The sequence below is a fragment of the Curtobacterium sp. VKM Ac-1376 genome (genome assembly GCF_015351025.1).
Lineage (GTDB): Bacteria > Actinomycetota > Actinomycetes > Actinomycetales > Microbacteriaceae > Curtobacterium.
This window is the reverse complement of the sequence record NZ_JADKRV010000005.1, coordinates 56,208-81,841: the sequence shown is the minus strand read 5'-3', so window position 1 is coordinate 81,841 and position 25,634 is coordinate 56,208. Positions and strand designations below refer to the sequence as shown.

The following is a 25,634-nucleotide window of genomic DNA, read 5'->3' as shown; positions in this document are numbered from 1 at the left end:
GGCTGGGCCCGGGCGCGTCCTACAGATGTCGCCAGATGTCCGCCGGGGACAGGCCCTTCGCGACCATGAGGACCTGGAGGTGGTAGATCAACTGCGAGATCTCCTCCGAGGTGCGCTCGTCACCCTCGTACTCGGCCGCCATCCAGACCTCGGCGGCCTCTTCCACGATCTTCTTGCCGATCTGATGCACGCCGGCGTCCAGTTCGGCGACGGTGCCGGAGCCCTCGGGGCGCATGCGCGCCTTCTCGGTGAGCTCCTGGAACAGGGCGTCGAACGTCTTCACGCCGACCAGGCTACCGGTCTCCGCCGACGCCGCCGACGTACCGTCCGGACGGGGAGCGCTCACGAGCGTGCCGCTGCGGCTGCTTCGCGCAGGTCGGCGATGCGCGCGGCGGGTTCGCCGCCGTACACAGCGGACCCCGCGACGAGCGTGTCCGCGCCGCTCCGGACGGCCTCGGGCACGGTGTCCACCGAGATGCCGCCGTCGACCTCGAGCCAGACGTCGAGTCCGGAGGCGTCCACCGCGGCACGGGCGTCGACGAGCTTCGGCATCACGCACCGCATGAACGACTGGCCGCCGAACCCGGGTTCGACCGTCATGAGCAGGATCATGTCGTAGGCGTCGAGGTGGTGCAACACCTGGGTGATCGGGGTGCCGGGCTTCACGGCCACCGCGGCGCGCGCACCGTTCGACCGGATCGCGGCGGCGGTGGCCACCGGGTCGTCGGCGGCCTCGAAGTGGAAGGTGACGCTCGACGCACCGGTCTCGGCGTACTTCGGCGCCTCGGTGTCGGCGTTCGTGATCATCAGGTGCACGTCGAGCGGCACCGGCGACACCTGCTGCAGACGCTGCACGATCGGCAGCCCGAGCGTGAGGTTCGGCACGAAGTGGTTGTCCATCACGTCGACGTGCACCAGGTCAGCGGTCTCGATGCGCTGGAGTTCGCGCTCGAGGTTCGCGAAGTCGGCGGACAGGATGCTCGGCGAGATGCGGATCGTCACCGGGCAAGCCTACCGGCGTGCGGCGGGCGCGGACCTCAGTCGACGCGACGGAACAGCGCGATGAACATCGCGTCCGTCCCCACGCGGTGGGGCCACAGCTGCGCGGTGGCACCGTCCGCGATCTGCGGGTCGCGCGCCGCGACCCCGCGGACGACGCTCGCCGTGTCGAGCTGCTCGAGCAGGTCCCCGTGACGGCGCATGAGAGCGTCGACCTGCCCGCGCGTCTCGGCGAGGTGCGGCGAGCACGTCACGTACGCCAGGGTCCCGCCCGGTGCGAGCACCCGCAGGGCCGCGTCGAGCAGTTCGGCCTGCAGCGCCGCGAGCTCCTGCACGTCCTCGGGGACCTTCCGCCACCGAGCCTCGGGCCGACGACGCAGGGCACCGAGGCCGGTGCAGGGTGCGTCGAGCAGGATCCGGTCGAAGGTCATCCCGGTGCCGTCGCGTCCGTACCGACGTGCGTCGCCCTCGACGACACGGACGTGGTCGCCGAACACCCCGAGGGCGTTCCGGACGAGGCCGGCCCGCGCCGGCACGAGCTCGTTCGCGACGAGGGTCGCCCCGCCCTGCTGTGCCTCGGCGGCGAGCAGCGCCGCCTTGCCCCCGGGTCCGGCGCACATGTCGAGCCACCGCTCCCCCTCGCGCACGGCCGACGACCGGCTGAGCGCCAGTGCGGCGAGCTGCGACCCCTCGTCCTGCACGCGCAGGCGTCCGGCGGCGACACCCGGCACGCGCCCGGGGTCACCGGAGATGCCCCGGATCCCGACGGGTGACACCGGCAGGGCGTCAGCCGCCGGTCGGTGGTCGGCAGACCGGACGGGAGGCACGGTGCCGGTCGCGCCGTCGGCCTCCGGTTCGTCGTCGGCGGGCACCAGGGCCGCGGGCACGTCCGACGCGCCGGTCGCGTCGACGAAGGCGTTCGCCTCATCGGTGTCCTCGGTGTCCTCCGTGTCGGGCGCCGTGCTCGCGGTCGCGGTGGCGATGTCCTCGTCGGTGGCGAGTCCGGGGAGCGCGGCGAGCTGCACCCGGGGTGCGGCGTTGTCGGCGGCGAGCAGGGCGGCGAGCTCGTCGCGGGAGCGTTCGGCGGCCAGGGCGTCGCGGAGCGCGGAGACGACCCAGACCGGGTGCGACCACCGGGTGGCGAGCAGGGCGTCCCCGGCTCGGCCCTCGGTGATCAGGGCGTCCCACTCCTCGTCGGTGCGAGCGGCGATCTTGCGCATCACGGCGTTCACGAACCCGGTCGCGCGACGGGCACCCACCTGTCGGGCGAGCTCGACCGTGGCGTCGACGGCGGCGTGCGTCGGTGTGCGCATGGCCAGCAGCTGGTGCGCACCGAGACGCATCACGTCGAGGACGTCCGCCTCGATGTTCTCGGCCCGGCGACCGGACGCCAGCGCGATGATCACGTCGTACCGACCGAGCATCCGGATCGACCCGTAGGTGAGCTCCGTCGCGAACCCGGCGTCACGGGCAGTGAGCCCGGCTCGGCGGATGCGTGTCGGCAGCAGCAGGTTCGCGTACGCGTCGTCGACCTGCACGGCGCGGAGCACATCGAACGCGACACGTCGGGCATTCGCGGGTCGCGGGCCTCGGCGGGCTCCATTGGCGGCGTTCTGGGGGCTCATGCGAGGACCTTCCCGTCCAGTTCACCGAGGCCCCGGGCCCAGGCGGCGGCGTCCATCGCCTTCTTGCCCGCTGGCTGCACCTCGAGCAGCACGAGCGGGCTGTCGGCGGTCCCGACCAGCAGCCGACCGCCGTGGAGCGCGAGCGCACCCGGCGCGAGCGACGGGGCGGGGTCCCCCGTGCCTCCCGGCTCGAGCGTGCTGCGGAGCAGCTTCACGCGGGTCTCGCCCAGGTGCGCGTACGCGCCGGGCTCAGGCGTGACGCCGCGCAGGTGGGCGTGCACGACCGCGGCGGGTGCGGCGAAGTCGATGCGGCCGTCGTCGATGGTGAGCTTCGGTGCGAGCGTCGGCTCGCCCGACTGCGCGGTCGCGACGGCGGTGCCGGCCGCGATGCCGTCCACCACGTCGGCGACGACGTCCGCGCCGACCTCGGCCATCGCGGCGAGGACCTCGCCGGCAGTCGCCTCGGAGTCGATGTCGAACGGGTGAGCGGTGAACACAGGACCGGCGTCGAGCGCCTCGACGAGCTGGAAGACCGTCGCCGCGGTCCGGGCGTCCCCCACCATCACGGCGCGCTGCACGGGCGCCGCACCGCGGTAGGCCGGCAGGTCGGAGAAGTGCAGGTTGATCCAGCCGTGCCGCGGGGCGTCCAGCGCCGGCCGACGGAGCAGCGCCCCGTACGCGACGATGACGCCGAGGTCGACGTCGAGCGCGGCGATCCGGGCGGTGACGGCATCGTCGACGCGGGCCGTCTCGATGACCGGCAGCCCGAGCTCGGCGGCCGCCTGCGCGACGGGGGTCGGCGTCAGGACGCGCTTGCGGCCCTGCGGTGTGGCCGGTCGGGTCAGGACCGCCGCGATCTCGTGCTCGGACGCCACCAGACGGCGGAGGGTGGGGACGGCCGCAGCGGGGCTGCCGGCGACGACGAGACGCATGGGTTCGATCCTCCCACGTCGGCGGGTCCCCGACGGTCGACCGACATGTCCGGAGCACGCGGAGCGGACGGGCACCCTGTGGAACGGCAGAGCGTGGGCTGCGTACGGTCTGCCGCATCGACGGAAGGAGCACCATGACCGACCGAGAACTCCCGATCCCGGACTTCGACCACGTCCCGCTCGGCAACCTGAGCGAGCACCTGACCGCGCTCGACCGCGAGCAGCTCGGCGTGCTGCTCGAGCACGAGACCGAGCACGGCGGCCGTCTCCCGGTCCTCGAGCGGATCCGACACCGGATCGAGGCCCTCGACGGTGGAGCGGAACCGACCGGTTCCGTCCCGGAGCACCTGCCCGAAGTGTCCGCGGGGGCGCCGTCCCCCTCGGTCGTCACACCGGCGACCGCCGGACCGAAGATCAACCCGCCCTCGCACGGCACGCCCACCAATCCCGTCCAGGAGACACCATGAGCGACGTCACCACCTCCACCAACCGCTACGCGGGTTCGTCCGTCCAGAAGGCCGCCCTCGTGGTCGGCATCGTGTTCCTGCTCGTCGGGATCGCTGGGTTCATCCCCGGGATCACCACGGGCGACCTGGCGGGTGCCGGGCACGAGTCGATGGGCATGCTGCTCGGCATCTTCCAGGTGTCGGTGCTGCACAACATCGTGCACCTGCTGTTCGGCATCGTCGGGCTGCTCGCCGCCACGCGGGCCTCGGGTTCGCGGATGTACCTCGTGATCGGCGGGATCGTCTACTTCGTCCTGTGGATCTACGGCCTGTTCACCGCCGGCCACAGCTCCGGAGCGAACTTCGTCCCGCTCAACAACGCCGACAACTGGCTGCACCTGGTGCTCGCGATCGGCATGGTCGCCCTCGGCGTCGTGCTGCCGCGCGAGCGTCGCCGGGCCGTGAACGCCTGATCGGTCGCACGCAAGACGCAGGACGACACCGCCGACGTCCGACGACGTCGGCGGTGTCGTCCTGCGTGGGCGGCACCTGCGCGACCGATCGGGTCAGACCTCGGAGAACGGCTCCGCGTCGTCCAGCCGCACCCGCAGCGTCGGAGCGGCCCGCCGCCGGTTGCCGCCCTTGAGCACCCGCCGGGTCGACGAGCGCCGGATGACCTCGGCCTTGAGCGTCGCCGCGACCTCGGCACCGTGCGCGTACGGGAACCGCACGATCGCCCGTACCGTTCCGGGAAGGGCCTCGTCCTCCACGGGCACCGGGCCGAGCACCGGACCGACGACCGCGTCGCCGAGCGCATCGACCGCTGCCGTGACGGCCTCGTCGGTGCCGGTCATCGTCGCGACTCGCACCGCCGGCGGGAAGTGCAGCTCGCGGCGGTCGGTGAGCTCGTCGTGCGCCGGGCCGTCGAGCCGCCAGAGCGCCATCGCCGAAGCCAGCCGCCCGCCGATCCCGACGAGGTACACCTCGGCGCCGGGGGCCGACTTCGCCGCCGCGTTCGTCCAGAAGCGCAGGACGTCCTCCTGCACGCGCAGCCCTTCGCGGGCGAGCATCTTCTCGCCATCGAGCAACAGCACGCAGGCGTAGCCCCCGGGGACCGACGGCTCTGCACCGCGAGTGGCGACCACGACCGAGGGCTTCGCTGGAACCTCGTCCAGCGGACGGGACCCGTCGGCGACGACGATCCGGGTGCCGGGGAACGCCCGCCCGAGTTCGTCGGCCGTGCGCTGAGCCCCCTGCCCGACCGGCTTGACGGTGCCGTTGCCGCACGTCGGGCACCGGAACCCGACGGCCAGCGCGCCGCAGAACCGGCACTGGGGCGTGGCGCCACGGTGCGGGCTGCCGAGCGGTCCGCCGCAGACCCGGCAGTGCGCACGTTCCCCGCACTCGGCGCAGACCAGCCCGGTGCCGAAGCCCGGGCTCGCGACCTGCACGAGCACCGGACCGTGCTGGCTGGCCTCCCGCGCCGCACGCCACGCCGAGCTCGGGATCCGGGCCTGTGCGGCGAACCCCTCGGCACCGGTCTGCTGCACGGTGGGGATGACCTTCGGGGTCTTCACGCGGTAGGGCACGACGTCCTGCAGCCAGTGCAGCTCGACCAGGCGCTGCACGTCGGTGCTGCGGGCGTGCGAGACGAACAGCAGCGCCGCACCGGACTGGGCGGCCCGCACCAGGGCGACGTCGCGCGTGTGCACGTAGGGCGCCCGCTGCTCGATGAACGAGGCGTCGCCGTCGTCCCACATCGCGATCAGGCCGAGTTCGGTTGCCGGGGCGTACACCGCCGTGCGGTTGCCGATCGCCACCACCGCGTGGGTGCGGGCCTGCAGCAGGGCCTTCGCGCGCTGCCCGTTCGTCTGCTTGGCGTCGAACCGCACCACCCGTTCCGGCGGCAGCACGGCGAGCAGGGCACGCTCGAGGTCGATGACGTCGCGGAAGTCCGGCACGGCGATCACGGCGGACTGCTCGGCCGCCAGCGTGTGCGCGGCGGCCTGGGCGAGCGTCGCGGCCCACCCCGGCACCCAGACCGGCTCGTCCGCGTCGCGCAGCGCCACGGGCCGGGGCACGGCGGCGACCGCGGCCCGACCGTGCTCCGTCACAACGGCCTCCAGGACGCCGTCGGCGTAGCCGGTGACGGGCGGAGCGGTCACGGCCGGGGGCGACCACGCGGTGTCGCGGGCGAGCCAGGCCTTCTCGGCGCGCACCTGACGCGGCGGGACGGCCAGGCGCAGGACGTCGGAGGCGACGCCGGCGGCCCGGTCGGCGACGGCGCGCGCGAGGGTCCAGATCTCCGGCGCCAGGACGGGCACCGGCGACAGCACGGCCTCGATCTGGCTCAACTCACCGGGGTACTCACCTTCGGTGACGATCTCGACGACGTAGCCGTCGGACATCCGGGCACCGGTGCGCAGCGGCACCTTGACGCGGACCCCCGCAACGCAGTCGTCCTCGAGCTCGGCCGGCACCCGGTAGTCGAACAGACGGTCCAACTGCGGGAGCGGCGAGTCGAGGACGACACGCGCGACGGTGGTCACGCGGTGCTTCAGACGGTCGCGTCGACGAGTCCTGCGGCAGCGCGGAGTTCCTCGACACGGTCGAGCTGCTCCCACGTGAACCCGGGGAGTTCACGGCCGAAGTGCCCGTAGGTCGCGGTCTGCGCGTAGATCGGCCGGAGCAGGTCGAGGTCGCGGATGATCGCGGCCGGACGCAGGTCGAACACCTGGCGGATGGCCGCCTCGATCGTGACGTCGTCGACGTGCCCGGTGCCGAAGGTCTCGACGTAGAGCCCGACCGGCTTCGCGCGGCCGATCGCGTAGGCGACCTGGACCTCGAGGCGGTCGGCGAGCCCCGCGGCGACCGCGTTCTTCGCGACCCAGCGCAGGGCGTAGGCGGCCGAGCGGTCGACCTTGGACGGGTCCTTGCCGCTGAACGCACCGCCGCCGTGGCGGGAGGCCCCACCGTAGGTGTCGACGATGACCTTGCGGCCCGTGAGTCCGGCGTCGCCCTGGGGCCCGCCGATCTCGAAGCGACCGGTCGGGTTCACGATGACGTCGACGTGCGACGAGTCGAGGTCGACCAGGTCGAGCACCGGACGGATGACGTGCTCGGTGATCGCCGCGGTGAGCTCAGCGAGCGTGACGCTCGGCGAGTGCTGCGTCGAGAGCACGACGGTCTCGACGGTCTTCGGCACGACACCGTCGTACCCGATCGTCACCTGGGTCTTGCCGTCCGGGCGCAGGAACGACAGCTCGCCGGACTTCCGCACGGCAGCCAGGCGCTCGGCCAGGCGGTGCGCCAGCCAGATCGCGACGGGCATGTACTCGGGGGTCTCGTTCGTCGCGAAGCCGAACATGATGCCCTGGTCGCCGGCGCCCTGGCGGTCGAGCGGGTCGACCGCGCCGGAGCGGGAGTCGAGCGACTCGTCGACGCCCTGTGCGATGTCCGGGGACTGGGCACCGATCGACACCTCGACACCGCAGGTGTGGCCGTCGAAGGAGACGTCGGAGGAGTTGTAGCCGATGCCCGTGATGACATCACGGACGAGCTTCGGGATCTCGACGTAGCCCGAGGTCGTGACCTCGCCCGCGACGTGCACGAGCCCGGTCGTGACCATGGTCTCGACGGCGACGCGCGCGTTCGGGTCGACCGTCAGCAGCGCGTCGAGGATGCTGTCCGAGATCTGGTCGCAGATCTTGTCGGGGTGCCCCTCGGTCACCGACTCGGACGTGAAGAGGCGCAGTGCAGCTCCAGTCACCGGGATCAGTCGGAGGGCTGCTGCTGCTTGGTGACGGTCAGCTTGTCCTCGTTGATCTCGTGGAGCGCGACCGACAGCGGCTTGTCGTCGATCGTCGAGTCGACGAGCGGACCGACGTTGTCGAAGAGCGAGCCCTCGTGCAGGTCGGCGTAGTAGTCGTTGATCTGGCGGGCGCGCTTCGATGCGAAGATGACCAGCGCGTACTTCGACTCGACCTTGCTGAGCAGGTCGTCGATGGGCGGGTCGATGATGCCCTGGGGGTTGGCCATGGTGTCTCCTCGTCGTCGGTGCACCCGTCAGGGCGCAGAGAACAAGTCTACGACCTCGCGTGCCGCCGTGCCGACATCGGAGTTCACGATCCGCACGTCGAACTCCTCCTGCGCCGCGAGTTCGATCTTCGCGGTCTCGAGCCGACGCGCCTGTTCCTCGGCCGATTCGGTGCCGCGGCCGATGAGCCGGCGCACCAGTTCCTCCCACGTCGGGGGCAGCAGGAACACGAGTACCGCCTCGGGCATGGCGTCGCGGACCTGCCGGGCACCCTGCAGGTCGATCTCGAGCATGACCTTCTCGCCGGCGTCGAGCGCGCGGTCGATCGGCGGGCGCGGGGTGCCGTAGCGGTACGAGTTGTGGACGGTCGCCCACTCGAGCAGCTCACGATCGCGGATCATGCGGTCGAACTCGTCGTCGTCCACGAAGTAGTAGTGCACGCCGTCGACCTCACCGGGGCGGGGCTTCCGCGTGGTGGCCGAGACGCTGAGGTTCACGTCCGGGTAGTGCTGTCGGATGTGCGCGCTCACGGTGCCCTTGCCGACCGCGGTGGGACCGGCGAGCACGACGAGCTTCGAGCTGCCGCGCTTGCGGCCACGGGCGGCGAGCCAGTCCGCCAGGGCGGTCCGCTGGCGGGTACCGAGTCCGCCCAGGCGCTTCGACGGCGCGATGCGCAGCGTCCCCATGATCGCCTCGGCCCGCGCCGGACCGATGCCGGGCAGGCTGACGAGCAGGTCACGGACGCGCAGCGAGCGTTCGGCGGACGTCGTCTCGACCAGCGAGTCGTCCCACGCGGCGCGTGCGACGTCGAGTGCGGACCGCTCCCCCGAGGCGATCGTGGCCTTCACCGCGGCCCTGGCGCGTCGTGCGGCCACCGCGGCCTTCGCCGCAGCGACGCGGTCGACCTCCGGCGGGGTGCGGTGGGCGGGCAGGTCGTCGCGGTCGTCGGTCACGCGGACGCCCCCAGTGCGGTGCGGATGCGGTCGGCACGGTCGGCCACGAGCGCCCGGGCCCCGTCCGGACCGCCGGTCAGCAGGCCGCGCGACTCGCTCACGAGCACCTGCTCGGCACGGGTGCGGTACAGCGCACGGAGGTCCTCGATCCGGGCACCCTGGGCACCGAAACCCGGTGCGAGGACCGGTGCCGTGCCGATCGCGTCCGCATCGATGCCGAAGTCGTCGAGATGAAGGGTCGCGCCGAGCACGAGCCCGACGTCACCCAGGGCCTGATCGCCCACGGACCGGTTGTCGTCTGCCACGTCCAAGACGATACCGGCCGCGACCGTCCGGCCGGTACGCGGGCCCTCCGCCAGCACGGCGGTCTGCAGCACCCGGGCCTCGGGGTTGCTCGTCGCGGCGAGCACGAAGACGCCGGCACCGTTCCGGCGCGCGACGTCGATCGTGCCCCGGAGCGAGCCGTACCCGAGGTACGGCGACACGGTCATGGCGTCGGCCGCGAACGGCCCGTCACGGTCCAGCCACGCGAGCGCGTAGTCGTCACCGGTGGTCCCGATGTCGCCCCGCTTCGCGTCGGCGACGACCAGGAGGCCCGCATCGCGTGCCCGACGGATCGTCGCGTCGAGCGCACGGTAGCCCGCCACCCCAGCCGCCTCGAAGAAGGCGACCTGCGGCTTCACGATCGCCGCACGGCCGGCGGCCGCGTCGACCAGGGTCGCGCCGAACGCGGTGAGCCCCCGCTCGTCGCGGGCGAGCCCCCACGCCGCCAGGGTGGCGGCGTGGGGGTCGATGCCGACGCAGAGCGGTGAACGCTCGCGCATCGCGGACGCGAGCCGGTCGCCGAAGGAGGCCGGGCCTCCTGAGCGGATCGTGCCCACGCTGGCACCCGTCACCAGGTCGCGCGCTCGCGCGCGTAGTCCTGCAGGCTGCGGACGTTGAGCGGCGTGCCGATCGTCTCGATCGCCGCGACCGCCGCACCGATCTGGGCGATCGTCGTGAAGAGCGGCTTGTCCGCGGCGACGGTGGCCGCCCGGATCTCGTACCCGTCCGCACGCCCGGCGGCACCCGACGGCGTGTTGATGACGATGTCGACCTCGCCCGTGGCCAGCAGGTCGACGACGCTCTCGCCGCCCTGGCTGTACTTGCCGACGATCCCGACCTCGATGCCGTTCCGGCGGAGGATCTCCGCCGTGCCCTCGGTCGCGATGATCGTGAAGCCGAGCTGCTGCAGGCGGTGCACCGGCAGCACGATCGCGCGCTTGTCGGTGTCGGCGACGCTCACGAAGACCGTGCCACTGGTCGGCAGGCCGCCGTACGCCGCGTCCTGCGACTTGAGGAACGCCCGCGGGAAGTCGCGGTCGATGCCCATGACCTCGCCCGTGGAGCGCATCTCGGGGCTGAGCACCGAGTCGACGACCTGCCCCTCGCGGGTGCGGAACCGACGGAAGGGCAGCACGGCCTCCTTGACGGCGACCGGCGACTGCGACGGCACGAAGGCGCCGTCGCGCTCGGGCAGCATGCCCTCGGCCACGAGTTCGTCGACCGTGGTGCCGGTCATGATGCGGGACGCGGCCTTTGCCAGCGGGATGCCGAGGGCCTTCGAGACGAACGGGACCGTGCGGCTGGCACGGGGATTCGCCTCGAGGACGTAGAGCACGCCGGCGCCGATGGCGAACTGGACGTTGAGCAGGCCCCGCACCCCGATGCCGCGGGCGATCTTCCCGGTGGCGTCGACCACGCCCTGGATCTCGGCGCGGCCGAGACCGACCGGGGGCAGGGTGCAGGCGGAGTCACCGGAGTGGATGCCGGCCTCCTCAAGGTGCTCCATGATCCCGCCGATGTAGAGCCGCTCCCCGTCGAAGAGGGCGTCGACGTCGATCTCCACCGCGTCGTCCAGGAACCGGTCGACGAGCAGCGGGAGCTCCGGGCCGATGATCGCCTGGTCGGCCATCCGGTCGAAGTAGTCGGCGAGCGAGGGCGAGTCGTACAGGATCTCCATGCCGCGGCCGCCGAGCACGAAGGACGGTCGGACGAGGACGGGGTAGCCGATCTCCTCGGCCACGGCGGTCGCGCTCGCCAGGTCGTGGGCCGTGCCGTTCCGCGGCGCCAGGAGCCCCGCGGCGTCGAGGATGGCGGAGAACTGCCCGCGCTCCTCGGCGGAGTCGATCGCCGAGGGGCTGGTGCCGAGGATCGGGATCCCGGCGGCCTCGAGCGGCTTCGCCAGGCCCAGGGCGGTCTGGCCGCCGAGCTGCACGACGACCCCGACGAGCTCGCCGGACGCCGCCTCGGCCTCGATGACCTCGAGGACGTCCTCGGCGGTCAGCGGCTCGAAGTACAGGCGGTCCGAGGTGTCGTAGTCGGTCGACACGGTCTCGGGGTTGCAGTTGATCATGATCGTCTCGAACCCGGCGTCGCCGAGCGCGAAGGACGCGTGCACGCACGAGTAGTCGAACTCGACCCCCTGGCCGATGCGGTTCGGCCCGGACCCGAGGATGACGACCTTCCTGCGGTCGCTCGGGGCGACCTCGGTCTCGGTGTCGTACGACGAGTAGTGGTACGGCGTCATGGCCGGGAACTCGCCGGCGCAGGTGTCGACCGTCTTGAAGACGGGCCGGATGCCCTGGGCGTGCCGCTCGTCACGGACCTGCTGCTCGGAGACCGGCGCCGCGTCCGTGCTGCGCAGGCTCGCGATCTGGGTGTCGCTGAAGCCGTGCTCCTTCGCCCAGCGCAGGGTGTCCGCGTCGAGGGACTCGGCCGCCCGGACCTCGTCCGCGACCTCGTTGATGAGCACGATCTGGTCGATGAACCAGGGGTCGATCTTCGTCGCCTCGAAGACCTCCGCCGCGGTGGCGCCGGCGACCAGGGCCTGCTGCACCGTCACGATGCGACCGTCGGTCGGGATGGACGACTTCGCCAGCAGGGCGTCCTTGTCGAGCTCCGATGCCGGGATGTCCCAGTGGAAGCTCGACCCGCGCTTCTCGAGCGAGCGCAGGGACTTCTGCAGCGCCGTGGCGTAGTTGCGGCCGATGGCCATCGCCTCGCCGACGCTCTTCATCGTCGTGGTCAGGGTCGCGTCGGCCGCCGGGAACTTCTCGAAGGCGAACCGCGGGGTCTTCACGACGACGTAGTCGAGCGTCGGCTCGAAGCTCGCCGGCGTGACCTTCGTGATGTCGTTCTGGATCTCGTCCAGGCGGTAGCCGATGGCGAGCTTCGCGGCGATCTTCGCGATCGGGAAGCCCGTGGCCTTCGATGCCAGGGCGGACGAGCGGGAGACGCGCGGGTTCATCTCGATGACGATCAGGCGGCCGTTCGACGGGTCGACGGCGAACTGGATGTTGCAGCCACCGGTGTCGACGCCGACGCGACGGATGATGTCGATGCCGATGTTCCGCATGTTCTGGTACTCGCGGTCGGTCAGGGTCAGCGCGGGCGCGACCGTGATCGAGTCACCGGTGTGCACGCCGACCGGGTCGACGTTCTCGATGGAGCAGATGACGACGGTGTTGTCGTAGTTGTCGCGCATCAGCTCGAGCTCGTACTCCTTCCAGCCGAGGATGGACTCCTCGAGCAGGACCTCGGTCGTCGGGCTGGATTGCAGCCCGTCGCCGACGAAGCGGACGAGCTCGGCCTCGTTGTACGCGAAGCCCGAGCCGAGGCCGCCCATCGTGAAGGACGGGCGGACGACCAGCGGGTAGCCGAGGTCCTTCGCGAACTCCTTCGCCTCTTCCAACGTGTGCGCGATGTGACTGCGGGCGACGTCGGCGCCCGACTCGAGCACGAGCTCCTTGAAGAGCTGGCGGTCCTCGCCACGTTGGATCGCGTCGACCTTCGCACCGATGAGCTCGACGCCGTGCTTCGCGAGGATGCCGGCCTCGTCGAGCGCGATGGCCGCGTTCAGGGCGGTCTGGCCACCGAGGGTCGGCAGGACGGCGTCCGGCCGCTCGATCCGGATGATCTCCTCGAGCGAGGCGTTCGTGATCGGCTCGATGTACGTCGCGTCCGCGAAGTCGGGGTCGGTCATGATCGTCGCCGGGTTCGGGTTGACCAGGATCACCCGGACGCCCTCGGCGCGGAGGACGCGGCACGCCTGGGTGCCGGAGTAGTCGAACTCGGCGGCCTGCCCGATGACGATCGGGCCGGAACCGATGACGAGGACGGAGTTGATGTCTGCGCGCTTGGGCATCAGTTCGCTTCCTTGGTGATGTCTGCTGCGGCCGGGTCGACGACACGTGTGGCGTCGGCGGTCACGTCTGCTGCGGGGGTCGTGGCGTCGGCAGTGGCCGCGTCGAGCGGCTCCCCGTCCCGACGCTCGCGCACCATGTCCGCGAACCGGTCGAAGAGGTACATGCTGTCGTGCGGACCGGCGGCGGCCTCGGGGTGGTACTGCACGCTGAACGCCGGCACGTCGAGCGCGCGGAGGCCCTCGACGACGTCGTCGTTCAGCGAGTAGTGCGAGACCTCGACCCGACCGAAGCCGGCCGGGGACTCGAGGACCTCGCCGAGGGCCGCGTCGACTGCGAAGCCGTGGTTCTGGCTGGTGATCTCGACCTTGCCGGTGACCGTGTCCAGCACCGGCTGGTTGATGCCCCGGTGGCCGAAGGGCAGCTTGTAGGTGCCGAAGCCGAGCGCGCGGCCGAGCAGCTGGTTGCCGAAGCAGATGCCGAAGAACGGGCGGCCGGTGCGCAGGCTGTCCTGCAGCAGTTCCACCTGGGCGTCCGACGCGGCGGGGTCGCCGGGGCCGTTCGAGTAGAACAGGGCATCCGGGTCGAGCGCCGACAGCTCTGCGGCGGAGATGTCCTGCGGCACGACGTGCACCTCGAACCCGCGCTGGGCGAGGTACCGGGTGGTCGACGCCTTCACACCGAGGTCGAGCACGGCCAGCGTGCCGATCTGCTCGCCGACGGCGGGGACGACGTAGGTCTCCGGGGTGGACACGACCGCCGAGAAGCTCGCGCCGGCCATCGTGGCCTGTGACCGGACGGCGTCCAGCTGCTCCGACTCCGACAGCGCCGCCTCGGCACCGCTGAAGACGCCGCCCTTCATGGCGCCGGCGTCGCGGATGCGGCGGGTGAGGGCGCGGGTGTCGATCCCGGAGATGCCGACGATGCCGTCACGCACCAGGTGATCGTCGAGCGACGCGTTGGCGCGGTGGTTCGACACCACGCGGCTGGGATCGCGCACCACGTACCCGGCGACCCAGATGCGACGGGACTCGGGGTCCTCGTCGTTGACGCCGGTGTTGCCGATGTGCGGCGCGGTCTGCACCACGATCTGGCCGGCGTAGGAGGGGTCGGTCAGCGTCTCCTGGTAGCCGGTCATGCCGGTCGCGAAGACGACCTCGCCGAGCGTGCGCCCCCGGGCGCCGTAGGCCCAGCCGTCGTACCGGGTGCCGTCTTCGAGGACCAGGACGGCCCGTTCGCGTGTCATGCTTTCTTCCCTTCGCCCGCGGTTCGCGGAGCATCGGCCACAGTCGCCTGCGGCCCGGTCTCGGTCAGTGCCTGCAGGGCGTGCAGCGCGGCTGCGTCACCCTCCGGGAACCGGAAGTACGTGTCGAGGTCCGTCGCACCTGCGGCGCCGGTCGCCGTCCATCGCAGACGGACCAGTCCCCCGGGCTCGACCACGCGGTCGATCGCCCACGTCGAGCGGTCGGCACCGCGGACCGCAGCCCGTGCGATCCAGCGGTCGTCCGCCCCGGCCAGTCGCAGGACCACACCGGCCTCGTGGACGGTCACGCCGCCCCGACCGCGGAAGCCGAGGCCGCCGGCGGTGATGCGTTCGAGCGGCTGGTCGGCGCGGGTCGTCGCGACGGTGAACCCGTCCCACGACCCGACAGCCGGTGGCAGGTCGGCCGGGACACTGACGGGAGGCACGGCCTCGGCCTGTCTCCTGGTCCGCGTCCGCCAGGTGCGCGCCATCGCGACGAACAGCCCGGCGACCGCGAGCAGGATGACCCCGCCGAGGAGCCACCGCTGCGCGTCGCCGCTCACGCGCGCGCTCCCGACCGGAGCGCCGCGGCGTGCGCGGCGACCGTGTCGGCGTCGACGAGCTGGCCGTCGAGTACCGTCGCCGAGCCCTGGTGGAACGTCGCGACGACTCGGCCGGGCAGGGTCATGCCGAGGTACGGCGAGTTCTGGGACTGCCCGGCGAGGTCGGTCACTGCGAACTCGCGGCTGGCCGACGGGTCGTAGAGCGTGATCTCGGCGGGCGCCCCCTCGGCGAGGCGCTGGCCGTGGCCCTCCACCTGGCCGATGCGCGCCGGTGCCTCGGAGAGCACCCGGGCGACGTCGGACCAGTCGAGCCGGCCGTCGTCGACCACGGCGGCCTGCACGACGCTGAGCGCGGACTCGAGCCCGACCATGCCGTTCGCCGCGGCGGGCCACTCGCAGCACTTCGCCTCGGCGGTGTGCGGTGCGTGGTCGGTCGCGACGATGTCGATGGTGCCGTCGGCCAGGGCCGCGCGGAGCGCCTCGACGTCCTCGTTCGCGCGGAGCGGTGGGTTCACCTTGTAGCGGGCGTCGTAGCCGGGGGCACCGTCACGGCCGGCGATGAGGTCCTCGGTGAGCACGAGGTGGTGCGGGGTGACCTCGGCGGTGACGTCGATGCCGCGGGACTTCGCCCACCGGATCACCTCGACGCTGCCGGCCGTCGACACGTGGCAGACGTGCAGGCGTGCTCCGACGTGGTCGGCGAGCAGGACGTCCCGGGCGATGATCGCCTCCTCCGCGACGGCCGGCCAGCCGGCGAGGCCGAGTTCGGAGGACAGCCGGCCCTCGTTCATCTGCGCGCCGATGGTCAGCCGAGGCTCCTGGGCATGCTGCGCGAGCACCCCGCCGAAGCCCTTGATGTACTCGAGCGCGCGGCGCATGAGCAGCGGGTCGGCCACGCAGGAGCCGTCGTCCGAGAAGACCCGGACCTTCGCCCGCGACGTCGCCATCGCCCCGATCTCGGACAGGTGCGTGCCCTGCAGCCCCTGGGACACGGCGCCGATCGGGCGGACCGTGACGTAGCCGGCGTCGTCGCCGAGGGCCTGGACCTGCTCGACGACCCCGGCGGTGTCGGCGACGGGGCTCGAGTTCGCCATCGCGTTGACGGCGGTGAAGCCGCCCGCGGCCGCGGCGCGCGAACCGGTGAGGACCGTCTCGGACTCCTCGTGTCCGGGCTCGCGCAGGTGGGTGTGGAGGTCCACGAGACCGGGCAGGGCGATGAGGCCGTCCGCGTCGACGACCGTGGCACCGGCCGTGTCGAGACCGGAGCCGATCGCGCTGATGCGCCGTCCCTCCAGGCGGATGTCGGCACGCGAGCCGTCGACCAGCTGCGCGCCGCGGATCAGGTGAGCGGTCATGCGACGGTCTCCTTCGCTTCGGTGCCGTTGACGGCACTGCCCGTCAGGGCGAGGTACAGGACTGCCATCCGCACCGACACGCCGTTCTCGACCTGCTCGACGACGGTCGAGCGCGGGTCGTCGGCGGCGACGCCGGCGATCTCGAGCCCGCGGTTCATCGGCCCCGGGTGCATGATCAGCGTGCGCTCGGGCAGCCGCCCGAAGCGCGCTGCCGTCAGGCCCCAGTGCCGGGTGTACTCGCGCGGGTTCGGGAAGAACGCGTCGTTCATCCGCTCCTGCTGGATCCGGAGCGTCATGACGACGTCCGGGTCCTCGGCCAGGGCGGCGTCGAGGTCGTGGTGCACGGCAGCACCGAACGGCGTCGTCGTCGCGGGCAGCAGGGTCGGCGGGGCGGCGAAGGTCACGGCGGCCCCGAGGGTACGGAGCAGCCAGGCGTTCGACCGGGCGACGCGGCTGTGCAGCACGTCGCCGATGATCAGCACCCGCACGCCGTCGAGTCCCTGACCGCGGGAGCCGGCACCGTGCAGTCGGCGGCGCATGGTGAAGGCGTCGAGCAGCGCCTGCGTCGGGTGCTCGTGGGTGCCGTCACCGGCGTTGACGACGGGCACGTCGATCCAGTCGGCGTCGGCGAGCACCCGCGGCGCACCGGACGCGCCGTGGCGCAGCACGATGCCGTCGATGCCCATCGCGCCGAGCGTCTGCACCGTGTCCTTCAGGGATTCACCCTTCGAGACGCTCGAGCCCTTCGCGGCGAAGTTCAGGACGTCGGCCGACAGGCGCTTCGCGGCTGCCTCGAACGAGATGCGCGTGCGCGTGGAGTCCTCGAAGAACAGGTTCACGACGGTCTTGCCCCGCAGCGCCGGGAGCTTCCGGACCTCGCGCGTGTTCACCTCGGACATCTCCTCGGCCACGTCGAGGATGTGGACGGCCTGGTCTCGGGACAGGTCGGCGGTGGAGAGCAGGTGCCGCATCACGCCACCCCCTGCTCGATGAAGACGGTGTCGTCGCCGTCGGTCTCCGCCAGGTGCAGCGTGACGCGCTCGTCGGAGGCAGTCGGCAGGTTCTTGCCGACGTGGTCCGCGCGGATCGGCAGCTCGCGGTGCCCGCGGTCGACCAGCACGGCGAGCCGCACGGCACGCGGCCGACCGATCCCCTGCAGGGCGTCGAGCGCGGCACGGACGGTGCGGCCGGAGTACAGCACGTCGTCGACGAGCACGACGACCTTGCCGTCGATGCCCGCGGCTGGGATCACGGTGCGGTGCGGAGCGCGGCCGATGCCGTGACCGAGGTCGTCGCGGTGCATGGTGACGTCGAGCGTGCCGACACGCTCGGTGCCGATGCCCCCGCGGGCCGACGCCCAGTCGGGCTCGATGTCGGCGAGGATCCGACCGAGGCGCTCTCCGAGGACGGCGCCCCGCGTCGGGATGCCGAGGAGCACGAGGTCCGAGCCGCCGTGGTTGGCCTCGAGGATCTCGTGCGCGATGCGTGTCAGGGCACGCGTGATGTCGGGCTGTTGCAGGACCGTTCTGGTTCCCACGTCGACCCCCTTCCCCGCCTCACTGGACGGCATTAAAGGATGCTGACGTGGTCAACCCTACCGGGACTCCTGGTCTCCTGCGACCGTCCGACCGGACGGTGCACGACCGCCGGCGACGGCTCCGAGCACGCCGTTGACGAACCCGGCGGAGTCGTCCGTCGACAGCGACTGGGCGAGCTCGACGGCCTCGGCGATCGCGACGGCGTCGGGCACCTCCGGGTTGAACCGGAGCTCCCACACGCCCATGCGCAGGATGCAGCGGTCGAGGACCGGCATCCGCGGGATCGACCACCCCTGGGCGTGGTCGACGATGACGGCATCGATCTCGTGGCGCGCCTCGTCGACGCCCGTGACGATCTGCCGCGCGTAGTCCCAGCTGGAGGCGCGCTCCGGCTGGTCCAGGTGGCGGACGGTCTCGGTGGCGAGGACGTCCGCGATCGGCAGCTCACGGACCTCGGCCACGTACAGCATGTCGAGGGCGCGCTTGCGGGCCTTCGAACGAGCACTCATACGGTCGGCGCCTAGGAGTTGACGCGGCCGAGGAAGCTGCCGTCGCGTGTGTCGATCTTCACCGTGGTGCCGCTCTCCAGGTACAACGGGACCTGGATGCGGTGGCCGGTCGCGATGATCGTCGCGTCCTTCGTGCCACCGGAGGAACGGTCGCCCTGCAGGCCCGGCTCGGTCTCGACCTCGGTCACGATCGACGTCGGGAGCTCGACGTAGAGCGGGTTGCCCTCGTTCATCGCGATGGTGACCATCGCGGACTCGAGCAGGTAGTTCTTCGCGTCCCCGACGACCGTCGCCGAGACCGGGATCTGGTCGTAGGTGTCCGTGTCCATGAACACGTAGGAGTCGCCGTCCTCGTAGAGGAACTGGTAGTCGCGACGGTCGACGGTCGCCGTGTCGATCTTCGCGCCAGCGTTGAACGTGCGGTCGACGACCTTGCCCGAGACGACGTTCTTCAGCTTCGTGCGGACGAACGCGCCGCCCTTGCCCGGCTTGACGTGCTGGAACTCGACGACCGACCACAGCTGGCCGTCGATGATGAGAACGGCGCCGTTCTTGATGTCTGTGGTACTGGCCATGAGTCGTCGGTGTCCCGTTCGGTCGTGTTGTGAAGTGTCCTCGGACCGCGGACGGCCCCGGACGAGTGTAGCGGACGCGCGCGCCGCGCCCGCAGCGCGGGCAGCACGTCCCGCCCCCGTCCGCGGCGTGCGGTGCTCAACGGCGCCGTCGAGCCCGCCAGGCGTCGATCGCCGCCCAGGCGAGCAACACCACCGCCGCACTCCCGAGCAGAGCTCCGGCCGCCCCGGTGGACAGGGTCGCCGTGGGGCGAGCGGGCAGCGCCAGGTAGACGATCGCCAGAATCCCAGCGCCGGCGCCGAGCAGCACGAGCAGGATCCGCCGGATCAGCCCGGACACGAGGTCGCGGTCGCGACTGTCCGCGAAGAGCCGGACGTTGACCGTGAACCGGCCGGTCTCGATCGCCTCACCGATGCGGTCCACGCGGCGCGGCAGCCGTCGTGCTGCGGACACGACGCCGAGGAGCTCCTTCGCCGCGAGGTCCCGCAGCTTGCCCGGGCGCAGCTGGTCGGCGATCTGCTCACGGGCGAGCCCGCGGGACTCCTCGAGCAGGTCGAACGACGGGGCCAGCGTGCGGAGCGTGCCCTCGAAGATCGCAAGGGCGCGGGCCGCTGCGACGAAGTCCGGCGGCGCCTTCAGTCGGTACCGGCCGAACACCTCGACGGCGTCGTCCACCGTCTCGACACCGATGCGAGCACCGGGGCCGAGCTCGTCCGCGACGAAGCGTGCGATGTCCCGACGGAAGTCGGGCTCGTCGTGCGCATCGCGCACGGGTGCCATCCGGAGGACCGCATCGGCGATCCGGGAGGTGTCGTCCTGCAGGTAGGCGGCCAGCAGGTCCTGGACGGTGTCCCGGAGACCCGGGTCGAGCCTCCCGACCGACCCGAAGTCGATCAACGCGGGCCGACCGTCGGGCAGCACCAGCACGTTCCCCGGGTGCAGGTCCGCGTGGTACAGGCCGTCGAAGACGACCTGGCGCAGGAACGCGCGGAGGACCGTGCGCATCGGCCCGTCCAGGTCACGCTCGGAACGCTCGGCGTGGATCGCGCTGAGCGTGTCGCCCTCCAGGAACTCCATCACGAGCACCCGCCGCCCGGACAGGTCGGGGTAGGGATCGGGGAAGCGGACCTCGTCGGGCCGGGCGCTGCGGGCCTGGGCCGCGCGTAGCGCCGTGAGGTTGCGGAGCTCGGAGACGAAGTCGACCTGGCGGACCAGGTCGTCCGCGTACTGGGCGGCGACGTCCTGCACGCCGACCTGTCGCGCCTCGGTGGACCAGCGGGCCATGAACCGGACGACCCGCAGGGCGATGTCGACGTCACGGCGCACCGCGGCGTCGATCCCCGGTCGCTGCACCTTGACGGCGACCGCGGTGCCGTCGGGCAGCCGCGCACGGTGTACCTGCGCGATCGAGGCCGCGGCGACGGGCACCGGGTCGAACGCCGCGAAGACGTGGCCGACGGGTGCGCCGAGCTCCTGCTCGAGCAGGGCGCGCACCGCGTCAGCGGGGGCAGCGGTCACATTGCGCTGCAGGTGCGCGAGGCCCTCGGTCCACTCCTCGGGCAGCAGGTCGTCACGCGTGGACAGCAGCTGCCCCATCTTCACGAAGCCGCCGCCCGCTTCCTCGAGCGCACGACGGAGGTGCTCGGCCTGGCTGCGGCGTAGGTCGGCCGTGGCCGGGTCGTGCGAGAGGTCGAGGCGTCGGAAGGGCACGAGGTGGTGCCGACGGGCGATCGACAGGAGTTCGGTGAAACGGCGTCCCCGGGAGCGCAGTGTGCCGGTGTCGGCGTCGCGCGGTCCGGAGAGGTCGCTCAGTCGGGGTGGGGTGGGCACGTTCGTCAGTCTGCTCCCCGGGGCTGGGTCCGCCACGTGCCGGTGGGTCAGCGCCTGAACGTTCCGTGAGCAGAGATGGTCGACTCCGCCCGGCGTTTCCGACCATTTCTGCTCACCATCGGAAGGCCGACGGGCGTCACCGGCCGGGAGGCACGGGGCTGCGTTCCGCAGAGCGCGTGCCCCCGCCAGACGGCGGGTTCACCGCCACGGGCCGCCTGGCTAGACGCCGACCTCCTGGTAGGCGGTGAAGAGCAGGTGGTCCTCCGGGCCCTCGAGCACGACGGGCTTGCCGACGCCGTCGAGGATGATGAACCGCAGCATGCCGGCCCGCGCCTTCTTGTCGCGCCGCATGGTCGCGAGCAGCCCCTGCCACCGCCCGACGCCGTACGTGGTCGGCAGCTCGAGCGACTCGAGGATCGCGCGGTGGCGGTCGACCGTGGCATCGTCCAGGTGCCCGGTCAGACGCGCGAGCTCGGCCGCGAACACCATGCCCACCGACACCGCCGCGCCGTGGCGCCACTGGTACCGCTCGGCGTGCTCGATGGCGTGCCCGAGGGTGTGCCCGTAGTTGAGGATCTCGCGCCAGCCCTGCTCGGTGAAGTCGTCCGAGACGACCTCGGCCTTCAGCGCGATGGCGAGTTCGACCACACGCCGGAACTCGGGGGACGTCGGGTCGGTCACCCGGTCGACGTCGGCCTCGACGATGTCCAGGATCTCCGGCACGGCGATGAACCCGGCCTTCACGATCTCCGCGAAGCCGGTCAGGATCTCGTTGCGGGGCAGCGTCCGGGCGAGGTCGAGGTCCACGACGACCGCGCGGGGGGCGAAGAAGGTGCCGACGAGGTTCTTGCCCTCGTTCGTGTTGATGGCCGTCTTGCCGCCGACGCTCGCGTCCACCATGCCGAGCACGCTCGTCGGAACGGCGACGTACGACACACCGCGCAACCACGTGGCGGCGACGAACCCGGCCAGGTCGGTGACGGCGCCACCGCCGAGGCCGATGACGGCGTCGGTGCGGGTGAAGTCGGCCTGGCCCATGATCTGCCAGCAGAACGCGGCGACCTCGACGCGCTTGGCGCCCTCGGCGTCCGGGACCTCGGCGATCAGAGCCTCGAGCCCGGCGTCGACCAGGAGCGCACGGAGCTCGTTCGCCCGTGCGCCGAGCGTCGGCGCGTGCACGATCAGGACCTTGGCGACGCGCGGGCCCAGGATCGCGGGGAGGGCACCGAGCAGGTCGGTGCCGACGGCCACGGTGTAGCCGTCGGCACCGCCGACGCGGATCTCGGTGGTCCCGGCGGGCAGGGTCGACTCGGTCACGGTGCTCCTTCGGTGCTGGTGCTGCTGCTGGCGTCGGTGCGCTGCGCGTCGGTGCGCTGCGCGTCGGTGCGCTGCGCGTCGGTGCGCTGCGCGTCGGTGCGCTGCGCGTCGGTGCGCTGGGCGTCACTGCTCTGGGCGTCACTGCGCAGCCACGTGACGACCTCGTCGACGACGCGGGACATCGGCCGCCGCGACGTGTCGACCACCAGGTGGGCGAGTTCGGCGTAGGTGGCTGCTCGCTCGTCCGCGATCGTGCGCCAGGCGTCGATGCCGCCGTTGGCAAGCAACGGCCGGTCGGACCCGGCGATGCGGTCGGCGACCGCCTCGGGCGAGACGGTGAGCAGGACGATCCTCGCCCCCGCCAGCGCCTGCCGAGTGTCCGGGTGGGTGACCGCTCCCCCGCCGACGGCGATGACGCCCCCGGTGGTCAGCGCCGCCCGGACCGCCTCGGCCTCGAGCGCCCGGAACGCGGGTTCACCACGGCCGGCGAAGATGCCGGGGATCGGCCCGTGCTCGCGCACGATGACCCGGTCGGTGTCGGTGAACGGCAGGCCGAGGGCCTTCGCCACCCGCTTGCCGACGCTCGACTTGCCGGCGCCCATCGGTCCGATCACGACGACGGGCGCATCGGTGCTCCGGACGTCGGTGTTCACAGGGCGGTGGTGGTCGCCGACGGCTCGGTCCGACGCGTGCGCAGGGTCTCCGGGATCGCGGCGAGGTAGGCGTCGAGGTTGCGCTTGGTCTCGACCACGTTGTCGCCGCCGAACTTCTCGAGCACCGCGTCGGCGAGCACCAGGGCGACCATGGCCTCGGCCACGACCCCGGCCGCCGGCACGGCGCAGACGTCGGAGCGCTGGTGGTGGGCCGCGGCGTCCTCACCCGACACGACGTCGACGGTGTGCAGGGCGTGCGGGATGGTGGCGATCGGCTTCATGCCGGCGCGGACGCGGAGCACGGTGCCGGTGGACATGCCACCCTCGGTACCGCCTGCGCGGTCGCTCGTGCGGTAGATCTCGCCGTCCTCGCGGTACAGCTCGTCGTGCGCCGCGGACCCGCGACGACCGGCGGTCGCGAAGCCGTCACCGACCTCGACGCCCTTGATCGCCTGGATTCCCATGATCGCCGCAGCGAGGCGGGCGTCGAGGCGGCGATCCCAGTGGACGTGCGAGCCGAGCCCCGGCGGGACGCCGTAGAACAGCACCTCGACGACACCGCCGAGGGTGTCGCCGTCCTTCTTCGCGGCCTCGACCTCGGTCACCATGCGCGCGGACGTCGCGGCGTCGAAGCAGCGCAGCTGGTCCTCGTCGAGGCGGTCCACGTCGTCGGGTAGCGGCAGCGCTGTGCCGTCCGGCACACGGACCGTCCCGACCTGCAGCGTGTGCGCGACCGAGCGGATGCCGAGCTCGGCGAGGAACGACTTGGCGACGGCGCCGAGGGCGACCCGCGCAGCGGTCTCACGGGCGCTCGCCCGCTCGAGTACCGGCCGGGCCTCGTCGAAGCCGTACTTCTGCATGCCGACGAGGTCGGCGTGGCCCGGACGCGGACGCGTGAGCGGGGCGCTCCGGCCGCGGGACATCTCCGTCGACTCGACGGGCTCGGGGCTCATGACCTCGACCCACTTCGGCCACTCGGTGTTGCCGATGCGGATCGCGATGGGGCTGCCGAGGGAGTAGCCGTGCCGGACGCCGCCTGACACGTGCAGCTCGTCCTGCTCGAACTTCATCCGTGACCCGCGACCGTAGCCGAGCTTGCGGCGCGCGAGATCGGTGCGGATGGACTCGAACGACACCGGGACACCCGCGGGCAGGCCCTCGAGCATCGCGATCAGTTCGGGTCCGTGGGACTCACCAGCAGTCAACCAACGAAGCATGCCGCAATCCTCCCACAGCGTTCGTCCGTGCGACGTCGTCGCCTACTGGTAGTCGGGGTGTGCCCGCAGCCAGGCCTGGAACTGCTCGACGGCGACGAGGTGCTGGTCGTACGTGTCCGAGAACACCGTCTCGCCGGTCTCGAGGTCGACCGTCACGAAGTACAGCCACTCGCCCGTGGCCGGGGCCGTCACCGCCTTGATCGCGATGTCCCCCGGGTTCGAGATCGGCGCCGGCGGCAGCCCCTCGTGCACGTAGGTGTTGTACTCGTTCGACGCGTCCGCGCGCTCGGCGTCGGTCGTGGTCACCGTGTGCGTGTTGCCCGTGCCGTACGCCACAGTGGCGTCGGACTGCAGCTTCATGCCCTGGTCGAGGCGGTTCTGGAACACGCGGGCGACCTTCGGGTAGTCGGCCGCGAGACCGGCTTCCTTCTGCACGAGGGACGCGAACACGATGGTGCGCTCCTGGTCGGCCTCCTTCACGCCGGCCGCCGCCAGGTGCTCCTTCATGGTGTCGACCATGGACCCGAAGTACTGCTCTGCTGTCCAGCCCGGGTTGATCGGGTAGGTCGCGGGGAACAACCAGCCCTCGAGGCTCGTCACACCGGACGGCAGGTCGTAGGCCGAGAGGTCCTCCGCTGCCGCCGCGACCTCCTTCTTCGTCAGCCCTGCCTTCGAGACCATGCCGGCCTCGATGTCGGCCAGTGCTGTGCCCTCGGGGATGACGATCGAGGCCTGCACCCGGTTGTCCTCGTCCTGCAGTGCGGTCAGGGCGGACTTGGAGCTCATCTGCTTCTTCAGGGCGTACGAACCGGGCTGGAACTGCACGTCGGGCGAGGCGAGCAGGAGCTTGTAGAACACCTTCGAGTCCTTGACGACGCCGCTGCGCTGCAGCGTCGCGGCGACGTCCTCGCCGATGTCGCCCTGCTTGATGGTGACGGTCACCTTGCTGGTGCCGCTACCCGTGTAGTCATCGGGCTCCTGCGAGCCGCTGACCGAAGCGACGATCTGCTGGATCTTGGGTGCGGCGAACGTGTACGCGCCGACGCCGGCTGCGAGGACGACGGCGACGATGACGACGCCCGCCACGAGCGGCCCGCGGCGACGCCTCGGTCGCGGTTCGCGCGGCGGCCTGGAGGCGCGTCCGCCCCCGCCTCGACTCCCGCGTCCGCCGCCTCCCGCGGCGCCACCACCACTGGTACGGTCGGCGTCAGCGGTTCCGTCCGACGCGTGTTCGGCGAGGGACGGCGCGGACGGGACCTCGCCGGTGAGCAGTGCTGCCACCTCGGGGTGCAGTTCCTCCGGAGGCGTGGCGACGGGTGCGTGGGCGGGCGAGGTCGGGTGCTCGTCGTCGACGCGCTCGACCACGGGGTCGGCCGGCGGGCCGTCGGTGGCGGCGCGTCGGGCACGCTCGGTCTCGAGCGCGCGGGCCTCGCGCCGAGACATCGGCGGGGCTGGCGGCGGGGTCACCGGACCCGTGTCGCCGCGGTCATCGGAACCTGCCGCGCGGTCGGAAGTCGCCTTCCGCCGCTCGGCGTCGCTGCCGGGCGCGATGATCGCGTTCCAGTCCAGATCGTCTGCCAACGGTCCTCGGTCTCTCGGTCGGGAACTCCACCTGGGCACCGTCGTCCTCGGGGACGAACGAGAGCACCCATGTGACGAAA

Annotated in this window: 24 protein-coding genes; 2 read left to right on the top strand and 22 right to left on the bottom strand. The window is 72.0% G+C overall.

Annotation, left to right across the window (positions count from 1 at the left end; all coding sequences use genetic code 11):
• Positions 1 to 19 precede the first annotated feature (19 nt).
• From ITJ56_RS08425 to ITJ56_RS08410, 4 genes are read right to left on the bottom strand one after another with little or no spacing between them, the layout of a single operon-like run.
• Positions 20 to 283, bottom strand: coding sequence for a phosphoribosyl-ATP diphosphatase (locus ITJ56_RS08425; protein WP_194629641.1), 264 nt, complete (start codon positions 281 to 283; stop codon positions 20 to 22).
• Positions 284 to 342: 59 nt separating this feature from the next.
• Positions 343 to 1,002: a ribulose-phosphate 3-epimerase gene (gene rpe, locus ITJ56_RS08420; protein WP_194629640.1), complete on the bottom strand. Its 660-nt coding sequence runs from the start codon at positions 1,000 to 1,002 to the stop codon at positions 343 to 345.
• 35 nt (positions 1,003 to 1,037) lie between these two features.
• A complete protein-coding gene (locus ITJ56_RS08415) occupies positions 1,038 to 2,624 on the bottom strand; it encodes an RsmB/NOP family class I SAM-dependent RNA methyltransferase (RefSeq protein WP_228517378.1) in 1,587 nt (528 codons plus the stop codon).
• On the bottom strand, positions 2,621 to 3,556 hold the full coding sequence (locus ITJ56_RS08410; RefSeq protein ID WP_194629638.1) for a methionyl-tRNA formyltransferase: 936 nt from the start codon (positions 3,554 to 3,556) through the stop codon (positions 2,621 to 2,623). The genes ITJ56_RS08415 and ITJ56_RS08410 overlap by 4 nt, the downstream gene beginning before the upstream one ends.
• A 134-nt stretch (positions 3,557 to 3,690) precedes the next feature.
• Between ITJ56_RS08410 and ITJ56_RS08405 the strand changes: the two genes are divergently transcribed.
• Positions 3,691 to 4,023 (top strand): hypothetical protein, encoded by a 333-nt coding sequence (locus ITJ56_RS08405; protein WP_194629636.1) that lies wholly within the window; start codon positions 3,691 to 3,693, stop codon positions 4,021 to 4,023.
• Positions 4,020 to 4,475 (top strand): DUF4383 domain-containing protein, encoded by a 456-nt coding sequence (locus tag ITJ56_RS08400; protein ID WP_194629634.1) that lies wholly within the window; start codon positions 4,020 to 4,022, stop codon positions 4,473 to 4,475. Before ITJ56_RS08405 ends, ITJ56_RS08400 begins: the two co-directional genes overlap by 4 nt.
• 93 nt (positions 4,476 to 4,568) lie before the next feature.
• Here the strand turns inward: ITJ56_RS08400 and ITJ56_RS08395 are convergent, their stop codons facing one another.
• The 18 genes from ITJ56_RS08395 to mltG form a co-directional block, all read right to left on the bottom strand.
• A complete protein-coding gene (locus ITJ56_RS08395; RefSeq protein ID WP_194629632.1) occupies positions 4,569 to 6,551 on the bottom strand; it encodes a primosomal protein N' in 1,983 nt (660 codons plus the stop codon).
• An 8-nt stretch (positions 6,552 to 6,559) separates the two neighbouring features.
• The gene (gene metK / locus ITJ56_RS08390; RefSeq protein ID WP_194629630.1) at positions 6,560 to 7,771 is read right to left on the bottom strand and encodes a methionine adenosyltransferase; all 1,212 of its coding nucleotides are present in this window, start codon (positions 7,769 to 7,771) and stop codon (positions 6,560 to 6,562) included.
• Positions 7,772 to 7,776: 5 nt separating this feature from the next.
• A complete protein-coding gene (gene rpoZ, locus ITJ56_RS08385; RefSeq protein ID WP_114849971.1) occupies positions 7,777 to 8,040 on the bottom strand; it encodes a DNA-directed RNA polymerase subunit omega in 264 nt (87 codons plus the stop codon).
• A 27-nt stretch (positions 8,041 to 8,067) separates the two neighbouring features.
• Positions 8,068 to 8,991 (bottom strand): guanylate kinase, encoded by a 924-nt coding sequence (gene gmk / locus ITJ56_RS08380; protein ID WP_323749760.1) that lies wholly within the window; start codon positions 8,989 to 8,991, stop codon positions 8,068 to 8,070.
• Positions 8,988 to 9,863 (bottom strand): orotidine-5'-phosphate decarboxylase, encoded by an 876-nt coding sequence (gene pyrF / locus ITJ56_RS08375; RefSeq protein WP_416354765.1) that lies wholly within the window; start codon positions 9,861 to 9,863, stop codon positions 8,988 to 8,990. The genes gmk and pyrF overlap by 4 nt, the downstream gene beginning before the upstream one ends.
• A 20-nt stretch (positions 9,864 to 9,883) precedes the next feature.
• On the bottom strand, positions 9,884 to 13,177 hold the full coding sequence (carB, locus tag ITJ56_RS08370; protein WP_194629626.1) for a carbamoyl-phosphate synthase large subunit: 3,294 nt from the start codon (positions 13,175 to 13,177) through the stop codon (positions 9,884 to 9,886).
• Positions 13,177 to 14,421 (bottom strand): glutamine-hydrolyzing carbamoyl-phosphate synthase small subunit, encoded by a 1,245-nt coding sequence (carA, locus tag ITJ56_RS08365; RefSeq protein ID WP_194629618.1) that lies wholly within the window; start codon positions 14,419 to 14,421, stop codon positions 13,177 to 13,179. The genes carB and carA overlap by 1 nt, the downstream gene beginning before the upstream one ends.
• A complete protein-coding gene (locus tag ITJ56_RS08360; RefSeq protein ID WP_194629608.1) occupies positions 14,418 to 14,981 on the bottom strand; it encodes a hypothetical protein in 564 nt (187 codons plus the stop codon). The genes carA and ITJ56_RS08360 overlap by 4 nt, the downstream gene beginning before the upstream one ends.
• Positions 14,978 to 16,336 carry a dihydroorotase gene (locus ITJ56_RS08355; RefSeq protein ID WP_194629606.1) on the bottom strand — a complete coding sequence of 453 codons (1,359 nt, stop codon included), beginning with the start codon at positions 16,334 to 16,336 and terminating at the stop codon, positions 14,978 to 14,980. The genes ITJ56_RS08360 and ITJ56_RS08355 overlap by 4 nt, the downstream gene beginning before the upstream one ends.
• Positions 16,333 to 17,307: an aspartate carbamoyltransferase catalytic subunit gene (locus ITJ56_RS08350; RefSeq protein WP_194629882.1), complete on the bottom strand. Its 975-nt coding sequence runs from the start codon at positions 17,305 to 17,307 to the stop codon at positions 16,333 to 16,335. The genes ITJ56_RS08355 and ITJ56_RS08350 overlap by 4 nt, the downstream gene beginning before the upstream one ends.
• The gene (gene pyrR / locus ITJ56_RS08345) at positions 17,307 to 17,906 is read right to left on the bottom strand and encodes a bifunctional pyr operon transcriptional regulator/uracil phosphoribosyltransferase PyrR (protein WP_228517377.1); all 600 of its coding nucleotides are present in this window, start codon (positions 17,904 to 17,906) and stop codon (positions 17,307 to 17,309) included. Before pyrR ends, ITJ56_RS08350 begins: the two co-directional genes overlap by 1 nt.
• A gap of 24 nt (positions 17,907 to 17,930) precedes the next feature.
• A complete protein-coding gene (gene nusB / locus ITJ56_RS08340; RefSeq protein ID WP_194629602.1) occupies positions 17,931 to 18,383 on the bottom strand; it encodes a transcription antitermination factor NusB in 453 nt (150 codons plus the stop codon).
• An 11-nt stretch (positions 18,384 to 18,394) separates the two neighbouring features.
• Positions 18,395 to 18,958 (bottom strand): elongation factor P, encoded by a 564-nt coding sequence (gene efp / locus ITJ56_RS08335; RefSeq protein ID WP_022906721.1) that lies wholly within the window; start codon positions 18,956 to 18,958, stop codon positions 18,395 to 18,397.
• Positions 18,959 to 19,094: 136 nt separating this feature from the next.
• Positions 19,095 to 20,786, bottom strand: coding sequence for an ABC1 kinase family protein (locus ITJ56_RS08330; RefSeq protein WP_194629600.1), 1,692 nt, complete (start codon positions 20,784 to 20,786; stop codon positions 19,095 to 19,097).
• Between the two features lie 219 nt (positions 20,787 to 21,005).
• Complete coding sequence (gene aroB, locus ITJ56_RS08325) at positions 21,006 to 22,103, bottom strand: 3-dehydroquinate synthase (protein ID WP_194629598.1); 1,098 nt, start codon at positions 22,101 to 22,103, stop codon at positions 21,006 to 21,008.
• Positions 22,100 to 22,756: a shikimate kinase gene (locus tag ITJ56_RS08320; RefSeq protein WP_323749758.1), complete on the bottom strand. Its 657-nt coding sequence runs from the start codon at positions 22,754 to 22,756 to the stop codon at positions 22,100 to 22,102. The genes aroB and ITJ56_RS08320 overlap by 4 nt, the downstream gene beginning before the upstream one ends.
• Positions 22,753 to 23,973, bottom strand: coding sequence for a chorismate synthase (gene aroC / locus ITJ56_RS08315; RefSeq protein ID WP_194629597.1), 1,221 nt, complete (start codon positions 23,971 to 23,973; stop codon positions 22,753 to 22,755). Before aroC ends, ITJ56_RS08320 begins: the two co-directional genes overlap by 4 nt.
• A 42-nt stretch (positions 23,974 to 24,015) precedes the next feature.
• On the bottom strand, positions 24,016 to 25,554 hold the full coding sequence (gene mltG / locus ITJ56_RS08310; protein WP_228517376.1) for an endolytic transglycosylase MltG: 1,539 nt from the start codon (positions 25,552 to 25,554) through the stop codon (positions 24,016 to 24,018).
• Between the last annotated feature and the right edge of the window lie 80 nt (positions 25,555 to 25,634).

What these genes read in the sequence shown, in the direction of transcription:
- ITJ56_RS08410 (WP_194629638.1), bottom strand. Translation starts at nt 3,556, where the DNA reads ATGCGTCTCGTCGTCGCCGGCAGCCCCGCTGCGGCCGTCCCCACCCTC.
- nusB (WP_194629602.1), bottom strand. Translation starts at nt 18,383, where the DNA reads ATGAGTGCTCGTTCGAAGGCCCGCAAGCGCGCCCTCGACATGCTGTAC.
- rpoZ (WP_114849971.1), bottom strand. Translation starts at nt 8,040, where the DNA reads ATGGCCAACCCCCAGGGCATCATCGACCCGCCCATCGACGACCTGCTC.
- carA (WP_194629618.1), bottom strand. Translation starts at nt 14,421, where the DNA reads ATGACACGCGAACGGGCCGTCCTGGTCCTCGAAGACGGCACCCGGTAC.
- aroC (WP_194629597.1), bottom strand. Translation starts at nt 23,973, where the DNA reads ATGCTTCGTTGGTTGACTGCTGGTGAGTCCCACGGACCCGAACTGATC.
- efp (WP_022906721.1), bottom strand. Translation starts at nt 18,958, where the DNA reads ATGGCCAGTACCACAGACATCAAGAACGGCGCCGTTCTCATCATCGAC.
- ITJ56_RS08415 (WP_228517378.1), bottom strand. Translation starts at nt 2,624, where the DNA reads ATGAGCCCCCAGAACGCCGCCAATGGAGCCCGCCGAGGCCCGCGACCC.
- pyrR (WP_228517377.1), bottom strand. Translation starts at nt 17,906, where the DNA reads ATGCCGTCCAGTGAGGCGGGGAAGGGGGTCGACGTGGGAACCAGAACG.
- ITJ56_RS08350 (WP_194629882.1), bottom strand. Translation starts at nt 17,307, where the DNA reads ATGCGGCACCTGCTCTCCACCGCCGACCTGTCCCGAGACCAGGCCGTC.
- carB (WP_194629626.1), bottom strand. Translation starts at nt 13,177, where the DNA reads ATGCCCAAGCGCGCAGACATCAACTCCGTCCTCGTCATCGGTTCCGGC.
- ITJ56_RS08405 (WP_194629636.1), top strand. Translation starts at nt 3,691, where the DNA reads ATGACCGACCGAGAACTCCCGATCCCGGACTTCGACCACGTCCCGCTC.
- ITJ56_RS08355 (WP_194629606.1), bottom strand. Translation starts at nt 16,336, where the DNA reads ATGACCGCTCACCTGATCCGCGGCGCGCAGCTGGTCGACGGCTCGCGT.
- ITJ56_RS08400 (WP_194629634.1), top strand. Translation starts at nt 4,020, where the DNA reads ATGAGCGACGTCACCACCTCCACCAACCGCTACGCGGGTTCGTCCGTC.